Below are 14,234 nucleotides of genomic sequence, written 5' to 3'. Positions count from 1 at the left end.
CGAAAAAAATTTATTGTCGGTTTTGTGAAAAGGCGCACAGAAAAATATCAAGTGCGGTTGGCAAACCGCACTTTAAATGGGTTTATTCCAACACCAACAAGGGATCGCCGACTTTGATAATGCCGCTGTTCAACGGGACTAAATTCGTGCCGAAAACCGGCTGCCCGTTGTCGTCGGCAAAGTGTTTTTTTAAGGTGCGGAACGGTTCCATTTTGGCGTGCAGTTCGGCGGTTTGCGCATTGCGGGCGGTTAACACGCAGCGGATACAAGGTTTGGCGTTGATAAACCGCACTTCACCGATTTGAATTTGTTTCCACCGGTTTTCACTGAACGCCGGCGCATGGTCGATCACCAGATTGGCACGGAATTGCGCCATCTCGATTGCCGTCGGACATTGCTGCTGCACAGCGGCGAAGGATTGCAAATTGGTCAGCAGCAGCGGATAGCCGTCGGCAAAAGACAGTGCTTGTTGCGGATAACGTTTAATCCGCCGTTGTGATTGAAAACCGAGCCAACGCAGCTGCACCGCTCTTTGCAGTTTGTCGCTGAACCAGCGGTTGGTGTCCTCATCGGCAATCAATGAAGCAAAATGGTTGCCCCAGACTTCGCAACTGTGTTGCCGGCGGAAGTCGGTGTAGCGCACGTCAAGCGTGCTGCCGTCGGCATGTTGTACCCATAACCCTTGCGCCGTTGGCAGGGCGCTAAAGGCAAACAATTCGCCGTCTTTGCGCGCGCTGATAAACGTGCCGTCCGCTTCGCTCAACATAAAAGTGCGGTCAAACTCCAAGCCGTAAGGCTGCACCAGCGCTTTGCCAACGCTGACCTCTTGGGTCGATTTGATCGGGTAAAGATGAATTTGTTGAAGGCTGCCTTGTGTCACATTGTCTCCTTTTAAATCTGATATTTTGTTTTATCGCCGATATCAAAATGCAGCGGCATCAGCCATTTTTTAACACTTAACACCGCTAACAGCAAGGCGATGATCAAGGCAAAAATCTGACTGACGAACGTTGCCTGAAAAGCTAACGCAAACCAGAACAGCGCAAAAAAGAGCGGTTGCAAATTCAAGCCGATCACCCGAAAACAGAAATATTCTTTAAAGCATAAGCCGCCCAACGTGAAAAACGCCGCGCCCAGCCCGATTAACGGCGAGCCGTAGACAAAGCAAAGTGCGGCCACCCAAGTCGCAAATTGTAGCAGCAAGCGGAAATGTTTCAGATAAATGTGTAAGGAAGAAGCGCACAGCACCGCCGCCAACAGCACGCCTTTTGCCGCCCATTCGGGCTGATAGGGCAGCAGGGCGACCGACGGCACGGCAAGCACAAAACCACTGCGATACAGTATTACGGTTAAATAGTCCCAAAAATCCATGGGGGATTGAATATGCGGATCAGCCATAACCACCTCGTCTTGAGTAGATAAAAATAATCCCTGCCGCGGCAGGGATTGAAAAGCAAAAATTAGAATGACGCGTTGCGCGGATAGCGTGGGAAAGGAATTACGTCACGGATATTTTGTACGCCGGTGACGTAGACGATCAAACGTTCGAAGCCCAACCCGAAGCCGGCGTGCGGTACGCTGCCGTAGCGGCGCAAATCGCGATACCAGCTGTAATCTTCTTTATTCAAGCCCATTTCGGCCAAGCGCTGATCCAATACCTCTAAACGCTCTTCCCGTTGCGAACCGCCGATGATTTCACCGATGCCCGGAGCCAACACGTCCATCGCAGCCACGGTTTTGCCGTCGTCGTTCAGGCGCATATAAAACGCTTTGATGTCTTTCGGATAGTTTTTCACCACCACCGGCGAGTTGAAATACTCTTCTGCCAAATAACGTTCGTGTTCAGAGGATAAATCAATGCCCCATTCCACAGGGAATTCAAACTGTTTACCGGATTTCAGCAACACGTCGATCGCATCGGTATAGTCGATTTGAGCGAAATCAGAGGCGATGAATTTTTGCAGACGGTTGATCACATCTTTATCCACGCGCTCTGCAAAGAATTTCAGATCATCGGCGCGCTCTTCCAACACCGCTTTAAACACATATTTCAACATCGCTTCGGCTAGCGCGGCATTGTCGGCTAAATCGGCAAACGCCACTTCCGGCTCGACCATCCAGAATTCGGCCAAATGGCGCGTGGTGTTGGAATTTTCGGCGCGGAAAGTCGGTCCGAAAGTATAGATTTTGCTTAACGCGCAAGCATAGGTTTCGCCGTTTAACTGACCGGAAACCGTCAGAAAGGCTTCTTTACCGAAAAAGTCTTGTTTGAAATCGACCAAACCGTTGTCGCCGCGCGGTAGATTTTCCAAATCCAGTGTCGAAACACGGAACATTTCGCCGGCACCTTCGGTGTCGGAGGCGGTGATCACCGGCGTGGCAACCCAATAAAACCCTTGCTCATGGAAGAAACGGTGAATCGCTTGCGCCAAGCAGTGGCGCACACGGGCAACCGCACCGATTAAGTTGGTGCGCGGGCGAAGATGCGCCACTTCACGCAGATATTCGACACTGTGGCGCTTTGCCGCCATCGGATAGGTTTCCGGATCCTCTACCCAGCCGGTGATGACCACATCGTCGGCTTGCAGTTCAACCGCTTGTCCTTGTCCTTGCGATGCCACCACTTTACCGGTGACGATCACCGAGCAGCCTGTGGTTAAATTCAGCACTTCATCTTGATAATTCGCAACCCCGTTGCCGACCACCGCTTGAATCGGATCGAAGCAAGAACCGTCATACACCGCCAAAAAAGAGAAGCCGGCTTTGGAATCACGGCGGGTTCTGATCCAGCCACGCACGGTGATCGTTTCGCCAACGGCGATTTTGCCTTGCAAAACATCGTTAATTGATGAGATTTTAGCCATTTTTTCCTCAAATTAAACAAATATAAAAAGTGCGCTCTAGTTTACTGATTCCTGCCTAAAATACAACGATTTGAGCAGAAATAAGCGATCTTGAGCCCGATGGGTTAGATAATATTTATTTTGCATGAAATTATTTCAGAATCGTGAGCTGATTAGCATAATTTAGATTATCTTATTGTAATTAAATAAATAAATGCGTATAAAGAAGCCTATCGCTAAACGGTTATTTGACAATAAATTTGTAAAAAGAAGAAGAAATTATGCCAAAAATAAAACATGACGGTTCAAACCGCGTAAATCTACAGCACTTGGGCGCAGTTTATCGCTTGATTGAACAATTTGAACTCATCTCACGGATTGATCTGTCTAAAATTTCAGGATTTGCGCCGGCGAGTATCACCAATCTGACCAGAGAGCTGATCAACTCGCATTTTGTGATCGAAAGAGCGGTGCAAAACACCATCGTGCGCGGCCGGCCGGCTGTCGGCATTTGCCTGTCGCCGTTTTATTGGCACTATTTGGCGGTTACGCTGAGCGAAAAGAGTTTGGACATCAGTTTGTGCGAGCTTAACGGTAAACAGGTGCAACAACAGCTTTATACACTGGACAAAACGGTGGCGCTGGAGGCGTTTATCAGTCGGGTCATCAGTGATTTTCTGGCGCAACACCATGAGATCACCAACCATATTTTGGCTTGTTCCTTGTGTATTTTGGGGCGGATTGATAAGTTTGAAAAACGGGTTTATCTGGGAGCGGAAGAATTGAACCCTGAATTGCAGGAGATCCTACAGGCCGATTTCAAATTTCCGATTATCGTTGCAGAGCATTTTGCGATGTGGACCTTTGCCGAAAGCCATTTGGGCAATGCGATTAACAGTGATAATGTGATTTTCCTGCAGTTTGACGATGCGATTAATATCAGCGTGTTAAGCGAAGGCAAGATGATCAAGAACGAAAAACAAAAGCGCATGAACATTGACAACGTCACCTTGCCGAAACTGAGCGAATTGAGTGATAAAATCGCACAAGACGTGCCGGAGCTGGAACGTCACTATTTGTATAATCAAGTGAGCAATAAAGCGATCTACCAACTGGTTGATTTGCTGTTGCCGAATGATTTGCCCAACGATGAAAACAAAATTCAATTTTTATGCGATCAGGCACAACTTGAAAATCCGGCGGCAATTAAGATCATTCACCATTTGGCAGACAATGTGTCTTATTTGTTGATGTATTTGACCAATATTTTTGCGTCGGAAAAAATCATGATCAATACTCGATTGTTGTCGGTTAAAGACCTGTTTTTGCAGCGTTTGGCATTGAAATTACAAGATGCGTTACTGTCGGATGAGCAACAGGTGGAGATTATTACTTCCAAATTCAGTTGGAACGATCCGACGATTGCGTCGTCTGCAATCAAACAGCAATTGTATAACGGTGCGTTATTTCGCCACCATATTCGCTGATATCTCTGCTAATTATTGGTTTAATTGATAAAAACTTGTGTTAGCTCAATAAATTGATTGTCGTTTTTACTTAGAATCCTCCCTGTACAGTTTCATATTGTGCAGTTTATATGTAGAGGGAAGATTATGAGTTGTTTTTTTGTCACCGGCACCGATACCGGCGTCGGTAAAACCGTCGCCAGCAGAGCCATTATTCAGGCTTTGCGCAAACAAGGCTGCCAAATTGTCGGTTACAAACCGATCGCCTGCGGTGATGGTGGGTATCATCCCTATTTGGAATCTGCGCCGGAGCAACAAAGCCAGCAAAATATTGATGTCTTGACGTTATTGGAAAGTAGCGGCGAACCGCTTCAATATCAAGACATTAACAGTTATACCATGCCGCTGGAACAAGAACCGGGCTTGAATGAGTTTCTGGAACAGCCGCAGGTGATTAAGATCGAACGGCTGAATCATGATTTAAAACGCTTATCCAACCATTATCAGTCCGTGTTGGTTGAAGGCACATTCGGCTGGTTGACACCGATTAACCGCACTTTGGATTTTTCCGACTGGGTTGCTGAGCATAAAATGCCGGTAGTGTTGGTGGTCGGCATTAAAGAGGGCTGTATCAACCATGCGCTGTTGACCGTGCAGGCGGTTGAAAAGAGCGGTGTGCCGTTGATCGGTTGGGTTGCCAATCGAATCAACCCGGGATTGAATAATTATACTGCGATTATTGAGTTGCTAAGCAGTAAAATTGAAGCGCCGTTATTGGGGCAGATTCCGTATTTGTATCATCCGGAAAAGCAGGATTTATCCGGTTTTATGAGTAATATTGACCGTTTGAGCTATTTGCAGACTATCCGGTAAATCCGATAAAGCAAGGACGGTTTTCCGTCCTGTTTTTATCCTCTTTCGGAATTAACCCATTCCTTCCAAGTCTATTCTTTCCAAACCTATTCTTTCCAAACAATGTGATATTCAGGATTTTCCTGATCGTGCGAAATCAACAGTTTGGCAAACACATCGTCCATTTCGTCACTGTCATTCACCAACCCGACCCACACTTCGGCATAGGCGTCCGGATCGATTAATACGCCGATTTCTTCGTCCCAATTCTCCGCCGTTTCCACCATCTCCACCGCGCCGCGCTCTTCAAATTGCAGGTTAAACAACAAAATATCCGCCGGATCGAGATTTTCTTCCGCCATTTCCAGAAAAATATCGTAAGCAATATCAATGGCGCTATCGGGATCGAGTTTATTGACCATATCGGGTTCCTTTCTCACAAACAGTTAAAGTGCGGTTAGCATACCTTTTTCGGCATGCAAAACCAAATGCTTTAGCGGTGCAAACCGCACTTTTAAGCCGAAAACAGCCCTGTATACCATTTGTTGCAACAGGGCTATTTGTCAGGGCAGGCTATGCCGGCAGCGGTTAAGTGACAAACCTAACCGGTGTTACGCATACCGGCGGCGATACCGGTGATGGTGATCATCAAGGCTTGGTTTAATTGCGAGTCTTGCTGTTCCTCCGCCTGCTGGCGTAGGCGTTGCAGTAGTTCGACTTGCAACAGGTTCAGCGGATCGGTGTACACGTTACGCAACGCGATGGATTGCGCAACCCAAGGCAGATCGTCCATCAGTTGATCTTTGTGTGATAACTCAAGCAGGGTTTTGACATCGGCTTGCAGTTGTCGGCGCAAGTCTTCACCCAGTTTCCATAAACTCGGTTCAACCAAACGTTGATCGTAATATTCCGCCAGCCACAAGTCGGTTTTGCTGAACACCATTTCCAACATACCGATACGGGTAGAGAAGAACGGCCAGCGTTGGCACATATCTTCTACAACCGCACTTTTGCCGTTATTCAGCAAGGTTTGAATCGACGCGCCTGCGCCCAACCATGCCGGCAACATCAAACGGTTTTGCATCCAGGCAAAAATCCATGGAATCGCACGCAGGCTTTCTACGCCGCCTTTCGGATTACGTTTCGCCGGACGAGAACCTAACGGCAGGCGAGACAGTTCTTGTTCCGGTGTGGCAGAGCGGAAATAGGGGACGAAATCCGCTTGTTCGCGCACGATTCCGCGATAAATATCGCAAGAAATGTGTGACAGCTCGTCCATGATACCGCGCCATTCCTGTTTTGGTTCCGGCGGCGGCAGCAGATTGGCTTCCAGAATCGCACTGGCGTACAGTTCCAAACTGTTGACCGCCACTTGCGGCAAGCCGAGTTTAAAGCGGATCATCTCACCCTGTTCGGTCACGCGCAAACCGTTTTTCAGCGATTTTGGCGGTTGTGACAATAACGCCGCGTGCGCCGGTGCGCCGCCACGTCCGATTGTACCGCCGCGACCATGGAACAACGTCAGTTCGATATGCAGTTTTTCACACAGATTGACCAATGCTTCTTGCGCGCGGTATTGCGCCCATGAAGCCGCCATCATACCGGCGTCTTTGGCGGAATCGGAGTAGCCGATCATCACCATTTGTTTGTTTTTGATAAAGCCACGATACCAACCGACGTTAAACAGCTCTTCCATCACCGCTTCGGAATTATCCAAATCTTCCAGCGTTTCAAACAGCGGCACGACCGGAATATTCTTAGTACAGCCGGCTTCTTTCAGCAATAAATGTACCGCCAGCACATCGGAAGCGGATTTTGCCATTGAGATCACATAAGCGGAAATCACCCCTTCGTTTTGCTCGGCAACCACTTTACAGGTATCTAAAATCTCTTTGGTTTCTTCGCTAGGCGACCACTCAATCGGAATCAACGGCCGGCGTGAGTTCAGTTCGCGGATCAAAAAGGCTTGTTTGTCCGCTTCATTCCATTGCGCATAGTCGCCTAAGCCGATATAACGGGTCACTTCGGCAATCGCCATCGCGTGGCGGGTACTTTCTTGGCGAATGTCTAACTGTGACAGGGTCACGCCAAAGCAGCGGATACGGCGCAACGTATCCAGCAATAAGCCGTTGGCGATAATACGCATACCGCACTGGGAAAGTGAGGTGTAACAGTCAAAGAGCGGTTGCCACAGTTGTTCGTTTTTGGTGATGATTTGTTCGGTTGTGGTTCTTGGTTGTCTGTCTGCCAATAAATCATTGTAGTGATTTTGGGTCAGTTTTAATTTGGCGCGCAGATCCTTGACAATATAGCGGTACGGCTCTTGGTGTTCACCGTATTTGGCTTTGAATTCATCGGTGGCTTCGACCATTGAAAGTTCGTCGGACAGCAATTTGATGTCTTCCAAAAACAACTCGGCAGCTTTAGCGCGCGCTAAATTTAACACATTGCGCGTAACCACACTGGTGACAAACGGATTGCCGTCACGGTCGCCGCCCATCCAGGAAGAGAATTTGACCGGTGTAAAATCCACCGGCAGGGTGAAATTCAGGTGCTCGCGACTGCTGTCGTTCAGTTGGCGCAAGAACATCGGTACGGCTTTCCACAGGCTGTTTTCGATCACCGAATAGCCCCATTTCGCCTCTTCAAACGGGGTCGGGCGTTGGGTGCGGATCTCATTGGTGTGCCAGGCTTCGGCGATCAGTTGCAGCAAACGGCGCTCGATTGCGGTGCGTTCTTTCACGGTTAGATCGGAGTGTTCCAATTTGCTCAAACATTTATTGATTTCAACATGTTTATGGGTTAAGGAGCGGCGGGTGACTTCGGTCGGGTGCGCGGTCAAAACCAGCTCGATCAAGAGATTATCGACCGCACTTAACACTTGTTCTTGTTTGATACCGTGCTGTTTGAGTTTACTGAACAGGCTGCCAATCGAGCGCTGGCTGGAATCTGCGTCATCATGGTGGCGCGAGATGGTTTGGTACTGCTCGGCAATATTGGTCAGATTCAGAAAATGGCTGAAAGCGCGCGCCACCGGAATAATGTTATCGTTGGAAATGGTGGCGAGGGTATCGAGCAGTTCTTGTCGTGCTTTGTCGTTGCCGGCACGAGAGTTGCGCGACAGCACGCGAATATTTTCGATTAAATCAAGAATATCGCTGCCTTGCGCATCGCTGATGGTTTCCCCCAAGAAACGGCCTAGCATACTGATGTTGTTACGCATTTCGCTGTATTGCTGAATCATAGTTTATTCCTTAGTCAGAAAGTCAATTTGAAAATTTAAAATCTGTGATAGATATAACAAAAAACAGGAAAGCTGGTCAATCGAAATTAACTCCAATTTGGTATTTCTTGCCAAATATTGCAAATTTTTTAACAATCAATAAAACTTACTGCGAATGGTGTGAGAAAATCGCTATCTTCTTAAACATCTTTGAAACAAATAAGTGTTTTTAGTGTGATAAATATTAGTCATAAGAGGTTTAATTTTTAATTAAAAATATATTCAATATGGGAACGATCAAAAAACCGCACTTAGCGATAGATTGCCAAGTGCGGTATTGGTTGAACGATAGCTAAGCGGATTAAACCTTCACAATCCAGCCTTCAGGCGCTGCGACATCGCCGAATTGAATACCGGTCAACTCAGCGTAGAGTTTTTGCGTGACCGGGCCGACCTCGGTTTCCGAATAAAACACATGGAAATCATCGCCGTTTTGAATGCCGCCGATCGGCGTGATCACCGCCGCCGTACCGCAAGCACCGGCTTCAACGAACTCGTCCAGTTTGTCGATATAGACATCACCCTCGATTGCTTTCAAACCTAAACGCTGTTCTGCCAGATAGAGCAGGGAATATTTGGTGATACTTGGCAAAATCGACGGCGAGAGCGGCGTAACGAATTGATTGTCTTTGGTGATGCCGAAGAAATTGGCTGAACCGACTTCTTCGATTTTGGTATGGGTTTTCGGATCAAGATAGATACAATCGCCGAAATTGCGCGCTTTGGCCTCTTTGCCCGGTAGCAGGCTGGCGGCATAGTTACCGCCGACTTTGGCGGCACCGGTGCCTTGCGGCGCGGCGCGATCGTATTCGGAAATGATAAAATTGGTCGGTTTCATGCCGCCTTTGAAATAAGCACCGACCGGGCAGCAAAAAATCGAGAAAATGTATTCCGGTGCGGCGTGTACACCGACGTTATCACCGACCCCGATCAGGAACGGGCGCAAATACAGCGTTGCGCCGCTGCCGTAAGGGCCGACGAATTTTTCATTGGTTTTAACCACTTGTTTACAGGCATCGACGAACATCTCGACCGGCACTTCCGGCATTAACAAGCGTTGGCAGCTGCGTTGCATACGTTTGGCGTTTTCATCGGGGCGGAACAGATTAATGCTGCCGTCTTTACAACGATAGGCTTTTAAGCCTTCAAAACATTGCTGCCCGTAGTGAAGTGCGGTTGAGCCTTCGCTGATATGCAACACGTTATCGGTGGTCAGCTTGCCGCCGTCCCATTTGCCGTCTTTCCAGTGCGCAATATAACGAAAATCGGTTTTGATATAGCCGAAGCCTAAATTTTCCCAGTCTAATGAAACTTCACTCATTATTTTTCCTTACTCTTTTTTTATTTGATTCAAACGGAATGTCTGACATTTTTATCCTATTTTTACCCCAAATCAATCATTAATTGTTGTCAGGCTGCATTTTTTGTAACAAACGGCGCAGTTGTGCCGTCTCCGCCACTGACAACCCGTTTAGCAGTTCGTTTTCAAATTGTTGTAATAATTGGGTGATGGCGGCTTCTTTATGTTGTCCCTGTTTGGTCAGGAAAATATGTTTACGCCGCGCGTCACGGTGGTTGTCTTTGCGCACGATAAAATTTTTCCGCTCCAGCAAATCAATCACTTTGGTCATCGATGAGGATTCAATTTGTAGCTGTTTCATCAGGTTGCTTTGGCTTTGCCCGTTTTCGTTGAAGAGCAATAACAATACGCGCGCCTGCGACAGGGTCAATCCTTCTTGTTGCAACAGCTGATCAAGGGATTTATTGATGTTTAATGTCAGATTTTTTAATTGCCAAATAAGAGATTGACATTGATTTGCCGAATTCATAGATTAATTTCCCGTGCCAAAATGGATTAGATAAAATTTAACATAACAAGCGACTGTAAGATAGGCGAAAACAGGGTGGTTTATGTTAGAATAAGCGGCATAAAAAAGCCACCCAAGGATTGGGTGGCCGGTAAACCAAACGGGTTTTAAAAAATACAGGAAGTTAACCAGTAAACTCAAATCTAGTAAACTAGATAAAACACAACATCATACTTAAAAACAACGGGTTAAAAAACACCATATTGTTTAAGCAATGTAGTCATTTTAGGTTTTGCCGGCACGAGTAACAATTTATATTTTTTTATCGTTCGCATAAATAAAAGTTATGCGATTTTTGTTTACGACAGGACAGGATATGTCATGCACAAGCGTTTACCTCCGTTAAATGCCCTGAAAGCCTTTGAATCGGCGGCACGTCATTTAAGTTTCACCAAGGCAGCCGACGAATTGTTTGTCACGCAAGCTGCCGTCAGCCATCAGATCAAGCTGTTGGAAGCGTTTTTGGGCACCGCACTTTTTATCCGTAAAAACCGTGCTTTGGATTTGACCGAACAGGGCTGTGCCTATTTCCATGAAATTAAAGTGATTTTACGCCGCTTGGCGGAGGTCACCGATCAATTGCGTAGCCATCAGCACGATCTGGAATTGACCATCAAAGTGCCGCAAACTTTCGGTTTGGCGTGGTTGGTGCCGCAGTTAAGCGAATTTAACCGGCTTTATCCGCAAATCGAGGTGAATATCCACGGTTTCGATTATGACGAAAGCGATATTCTGGCTGATGCGGACGTGGCGATTTTCTACGGCAAAGGCGATTGGAAAGGGCTGAAGAGCCAGCGTTTGCTCGAAGGACGCTTGTCGATTTTTGCTTCGCCGAAATTGTTGCGCCAAAAACCGCTGAATCAATTGGCGGATTTGGCGCAGCATAATTTGTTGCATATTCATACGAGGGAAAATTGGCAGCGTATGGCGGCGCATTTGCAATTGGACAAGCTGAATATTCAGCACGGGGCGGTGTTCAGCCATACCTTTATGGCGTTGCAGGCGGCGCTGCACGGGCAGGGCGTGGTGCTGGCGAATAAAATTCTGGCACAACAATATATCAGCGACGGTTCTCTGCAAGAGGTGTTTTCTACCGATGTGACCGATCCAAAGTCATTTTATGTGGTGTATCACCCCAATTATTCGGATAAAATGCAAACCGTCTCCTTTATCAATTGGATTATCGAGCATATCCAACGACACCATTGACTTATTTAAGGAATCCTTATGGGCAACCGTTTTTTGATCTTCGCTGCGATTAGCGGCTTTTTCTGCGTGGCGTTCGGCGCTTTTGCGGCGCACGGTTTAGAACCGCACTTGACGTTTTTACAATTGGACTGGATTGATAAAGGGCTAAAATATCAGGTTTTTCACACGCTGGCGTTACTGGCATTGGGCTTGTTTGCCAGCGCTACCCGCAATCAACCCGCACCGGCGTGCCGCAACCGCGCATTAAACTGGATCGGCTACAGTTGGGCGATCGGTATTCTCTGTTTTTCTTTCAGTTTATACGGCTTGGCGTTAACCGGCGTCAAAACGTTGGTGTGGATCACACCGATCGGCGGCATGGCGTTCTTAATCGGCTGGGGCGCGCTGACCTTTATCAGCATTGCCGGCAGCTTAAAAGCAAGAGATTAATATTTTGAATAAATTAGCGTTATATTGCCGTATCGGCTTTGAAAAAGAGTTGGCGGCGGAAATCACGGAAAAAGCGGCGGATTTAGGCGTGTACGGTTTTGCGCGCGTGCAGGAAAACAGCGGCTATGTGATTTTTGAGTGTTACCAAGCAGACGAAGCCGACCGTTTGGCAAAAGAGATTCGGTTCAGCCAACTGATCTTTGCCCGTCAACTGATGGTGGTTTCCGATTTGTTAAGCGATTTGCCGCTCGATGACCGTATCAGTCCGATTGTGGCGAAATACCAACAAAACAACAGTACGGTGGATTTCAAGCAGAGCACCGAACTTTGGGTTGAAACCGCCGACACCAACGAAGCCAAATCGCTGTCCACTTTTTGCCGCAAATTCACCGTGCCATTGCGCCAACAGCTGAAAAAGTGCGGTTTTTTGAACTACCGTGAAATTTACGGCAGCGGCGTGACCTTGCATATTTTATTTATCAGCAACGACAGCTGCTATGTCGGTTATTCCTACAATAACAACCATGCACCGCACTTTATGGGCATTCCGCGCCTGAAATTCCCAAACGACGCACCGAGCCGTTCAACCCTAAAACTGGAAGAGGCGATTTTGACCTTTCTCAGTGAAAAAGAAGAAAAGCAACGCATGAACGATCAGATGAAGGCTGCCGATTTGGGCGCGTGTCCCGGCGGTTGGATCTATCAGTTAGTCAAGCGCGGTATGTTTGTTTATGCGGTCGATCACGGCAAAATTGCGCCGTCGCTGATGGATAGCGGACGGGTTGATCACTGTCCGGAAGACGGTTTTAAATTCCAACCGCCGAAGCGCACCAAGATTGACTGGCTGGTGTGCGATATGGTGGAACAACCGATGCGGATCACCGCGCTGATGAGTAAATGGCTGGTCAACGGTTGGTGTCGCGAGATGATTTTCAACCTGAAATTACCGATGAAAAAACGGTATCAGGAAGTGCGGTTATGCCTGCAAAAACTGAGTGACGATTTAAACAAACAGGGTTTGGGGTTTGAAATGCAAGCCAAACATTTATATCATGATCGTGAAGAAATCACGGTTCATGTCAGAATCAAGTAATTAAATCAACAGCATAACGAGATAGACAGAGGTACAACATGACAGATTTACGCATTGCCGTTGCCGGCGCAGGTGGGCGCATGGGGCGTCAATTAATCCAAGCGGTGAATAATGCCGAGGGTGTCGTTTTGGGTGTGGCGTTGGAACGCAACGGTTCCACTTTGGTCGGCGCAGACGCAGGCGAGTTAGCCGGAATCGGTAACATCGGCGTAGCGGTCAGCGACAATTTAGACAGCGTAAAAGATCAATTTGATTTACTGATTGATTTCACCCGTCCCGAAGCCAGCTTAGGTTACATTGATTTTTGTGTTGACCATCAGAAAAAAATGGTGATCGGCACCACCGGTTTTGACGACGCCGGCAAGCAAGCGATTGCGCAAGCCGCAGAAAAAATCGGCATTGTGTTTGCCTCAAACTACAGCGTCGGCGTGAATTTGGTGTTTAAACTGCTCGAAAAAGCCGCCAAAGTGATGGGCGACTATTGCGATATCGAAGTGATCGAAGCTCACCACCGCCACAAAGTCGATGCGCCGTCCGGTACCGCACTTTCAATGGGCGAGCATATCGCCAAAACCTTAGGGCGTGATCTGAAAACCCACGGCGTGTTTGCCCGTGAAGGCATCACCGGCGAACGTAAACGTGATGAAATCGGTTTTGCCACTATTCGTGCCGGTGACGTGGTCGGTGAACACAGCGTCTGGTTTGCCGACGAGGGCGAACGGGTCGAAATCGCCCACAAAGCCTCCAGCCGCATGACCTTCGCCAACGGCGCCGTGCGTGCCGCCAAATGGCTGCAAACTAAGCAAAACGGCTTGTTTGATATGACCGATGTGTTGGATTTGAATAATCTCTAATTCCAGTACAACATAGTCAAAGTGCGGTTTTCCGCTATGATCTGCACCCCAAAAGTTGGACTCCAAAACCAACGAACTAAGGTGCAGATTTTTATGACTAAATATACCCAAGCATTTAAACAACACGTCGTTGAATATTACCTTCAACAGCCCCAATCTATCAGTAACACATCACGCGTTTTTCAAACACCGGAAAGCTGTATCCGCCGATGGGTTTTACAATACAGGCATTCCGGCTTAAATGGTCTGGCCGTGTTGCATATTACGCAAAAATATACATTGCAAGACAAGCTCAACGCCATTGAATACGCCAATCAAAACCGATTGACACTAGACC

At 47.5% G+C, this 14,234-nt stretch carries 14 protein-coding genes; 7 read left to right on the top strand and 7 right to left on the bottom strand.

The features are described 5' to 3' along the window. Positions 1-82 precede the first annotated feature (82 nt). From B8880_RS02945 to asnS, 3 genes are all read right to left on the bottom strand, one after another. Positions 83-880, bottom strand: a complete 798-nt coding sequence (locus B8880_RS02945; protein WP_084255930.1) for an MOSC domain-containing protein — start codon at positions 878-880, stop codon at positions 83-85. Between the two features lie 11 nt (positions 881-891). Next, positions 892-1,398 (bottom strand): DUF2301 domain-containing membrane protein, encoded by a 507-nt coding sequence (locus B8880_RS02940; RefSeq protein ID WP_084255929.1) that lies wholly within the window; start codon positions 1,396-1,398, stop codon positions 892-894. A 62-nt stretch (positions 1,399-1,460) separates the two neighbouring features. After that, positions 1,461-2,864 (bottom strand): asparagine--tRNA ligase, encoded by a 1,404-nt coding sequence (gene asnS, locus B8880_RS02935; RefSeq protein WP_084255928.1) that lies wholly within the window; start codon positions 2,862-2,864, stop codon positions 1,461-1,463. 260 nt (positions 2,865-3,124) lie between these two features. Here asnS and B8880_RS02930 point away from each other — a divergent pair, with 260 nt between their 5' ends. Both B8880_RS02930 and bioD read left to right on the top strand, forming a co-directional pair. Continuing rightward, on the top strand, positions 3,125-4,330 hold the full coding sequence (locus B8880_RS02930) for an ROK family protein (protein ID WP_084255927.1): 1,206 nt from the start codon (positions 3,125-3,127) through the stop codon (positions 4,328-4,330). A gap of 126 nt (positions 4,331-4,456) precedes the next feature. After that, positions 4,457-5,182, top strand: a complete 726-nt coding sequence (bioD, locus tag B8880_RS02925; RefSeq protein WP_084255926.1) for a dethiobiotin synthase — start codon at positions 4,457-4,459, stop codon at positions 5,180-5,182. Positions 5,183-5,268: 86 nt separating this feature from the next. Here the strand turns inward: bioD and B8880_RS02920 are convergent, their stop codons facing one another. The 4 genes from B8880_RS02920 to B8880_RS02905 form a co-directional block, all read right to left on the bottom strand. Further along, positions 5,269-5,583, bottom strand: a complete 315-nt coding sequence (locus B8880_RS02920; protein ID WP_084255925.1) for an HI1450 family dsDNA-mimic protein — start codon at positions 5,581-5,583, stop codon at positions 5,269-5,271. A gap of 179 nt (positions 5,584-5,762) precedes the next feature. Continuing rightward, positions 5,763-8,405: a phosphoenolpyruvate carboxylase gene (ppc, locus tag B8880_RS02915; RefSeq protein ID WP_084255924.1), complete on the bottom strand. Its 2,643-nt coding sequence runs from the start codon at positions 8,403-8,405 to the stop codon at positions 5,763-5,765. Between the two features lie 340 nt (positions 8,406-8,745). Then, positions 8,746-9,765 carry a branched-chain amino acid aminotransferase gene (locus tag B8880_RS02910; RefSeq protein ID WP_084255923.1) on the bottom strand — a complete coding sequence of 340 codons (1,020 nt, stop codon included), beginning with the start codon at positions 9,763-9,765 and terminating at the stop codon, positions 8,746-8,748. 79 nt (positions 9,766-9,844) lie between these two features. Then, entirely contained in the window at positions 9,845-10,273 is a 429-nt protein-coding gene (locus tag B8880_RS02905) for a MarR family winged helix-turn-helix transcriptional regulator (protein ID WP_084255922.1), read from the bottom strand. A gap of 360 nt (positions 10,274-10,633) precedes the next feature. On the opposite strand from B8880_RS02905, the gene B8880_RS02900 reads away from it, so the two are divergent. The 5 genes from B8880_RS02900 to B8880_RS02880 all read left to right on the top strand — a co-directional run. Then, positions 10,634-11,521 (top strand): transcriptional regulator GcvA, encoded by an 888-nt coding sequence (locus B8880_RS02900; RefSeq protein WP_084255921.1) that lies wholly within the window; start codon positions 10,634-10,636, stop codon positions 11,519-11,521. Positions 11,522-11,539: 18 nt separating this feature from the next. Further along, a complete protein-coding gene (locus B8880_RS02895; RefSeq protein WP_084255920.1) occupies positions 11,540-11,950 on the top strand; it encodes a DUF423 domain-containing protein in 411 nt (136 codons plus the stop codon). Positions 11,951-11,954: 4 nt separating this feature from the next. Continuing rightward, positions 11,955-13,043 (top strand): 23S rRNA (cytidine(2498)-2'-O)-methyltransferase RlmM, encoded by a 1,089-nt coding sequence (rlmM, locus tag B8880_RS02890; protein ID WP_084255919.1) that lies wholly within the window; start codon positions 11,955-11,957, stop codon positions 13,041-13,043. Between the two features lie 38 nt (positions 13,044-13,081). Continuing rightward, a complete protein-coding gene (gene dapB / locus B8880_RS02885; RefSeq protein ID WP_084255918.1) occupies positions 13,082-13,897 on the top strand; it encodes a 4-hydroxy-tetrahydrodipicolinate reductase in 816 nt (271 codons plus the stop codon). Between the two features lie 93 nt (positions 13,898-13,990). After that, positions 13,991-14,234, top strand: a 244-nt coding sequence (locus B8880_RS02880) for a helix-turn-helix domain-containing protein (protein WP_159460710.1), incomplete at its 3' end; no start/stop codon positions are given.

Origin of the sequence: Pasteurella testudinis DSM 23072, from assembly GCF_900176075.1 — a bacterium.
Lineage (GTDB): Bacteria > Pseudomonadota > Gammaproteobacteria > Enterobacterales > Pasteurellaceae > Chelonobacter > Chelonobacter testudinis.
Note: the sequence above shows the minus strand (reverse complement) of the source record. Positions and strands in the feature narration are given on the sequence as shown.

Excerpts from the sequence above, each read along its gene's own strand:
- B8880_RS02940 (WP_084255929.1), bottom strand. The coding sequence starts at position 1,398 with ATGGCTGATCCGCATATTCAATCCCCCATGGATTTTTGGGACTATTTA.
- asnS (WP_084255928.1), bottom strand. The coding sequence starts at position 2,864 with ATGGCTAAAATCTCATCAATTAACGATGTTTTGCAAGGCAAAATCGCC.
- B8880_RS02930 (WP_084255927.1), top strand. The coding sequence starts at position 3,125 with ATGCCAAAAATAAAACATGACGGTTCAAACCGCGTAAATCTACAGCAC.
- bioD (WP_084255926.1), top strand. The coding sequence starts at position 4,457 with ATGAGTTGTTTTTTTGTCACCGGCACCGATACCGGCGTCGGTAAAACC.
- B8880_RS02920 (WP_084255925.1), bottom strand. The coding sequence starts at position 5,583 with ATGGTCAATAAACTCGATCCCGATAGCGCCATTGATATTGCTTACGAT.
- ppc (WP_084255924.1), bottom strand. The coding sequence starts at position 8,405 with ATGATTCAGCAATACAGCGAAATGCGTAACAACATCAGTATGCTAGGC.
- B8880_RS02910 (WP_084255923.1), bottom strand. The coding sequence starts at position 9,765 with ATGAGTGAAGTTTCATTAGACTGGGAAAATTTAGGCTTCGGCTATATC.
- B8880_RS02905 (WP_084255922.1), bottom strand. The coding sequence starts at position 10,273 with ATGAATTCGGCAAATCAATGTCAATCTCTTATTTGGCAATTAAAAAAT.
- B8880_RS02900 (WP_084255921.1), top strand. The coding sequence starts at position 10,634 with ATGCACAAGCGTTTACCTCCGTTAAATGCCCTGAAAGCCTTTGAATCG.
- B8880_RS02895 (WP_084255920.1), top strand. The coding sequence starts at position 11,540 with ATGGGCAACCGTTTTTTGATCTTCGCTGCGATTAGCGGCTTTTTCTGC.
- dapB (WP_084255918.1), top strand. The coding sequence starts at position 13,082 with ATGACAGATTTACGCATTGCCGTTGCCGGCGCAGGTGGGCGCATGGGG.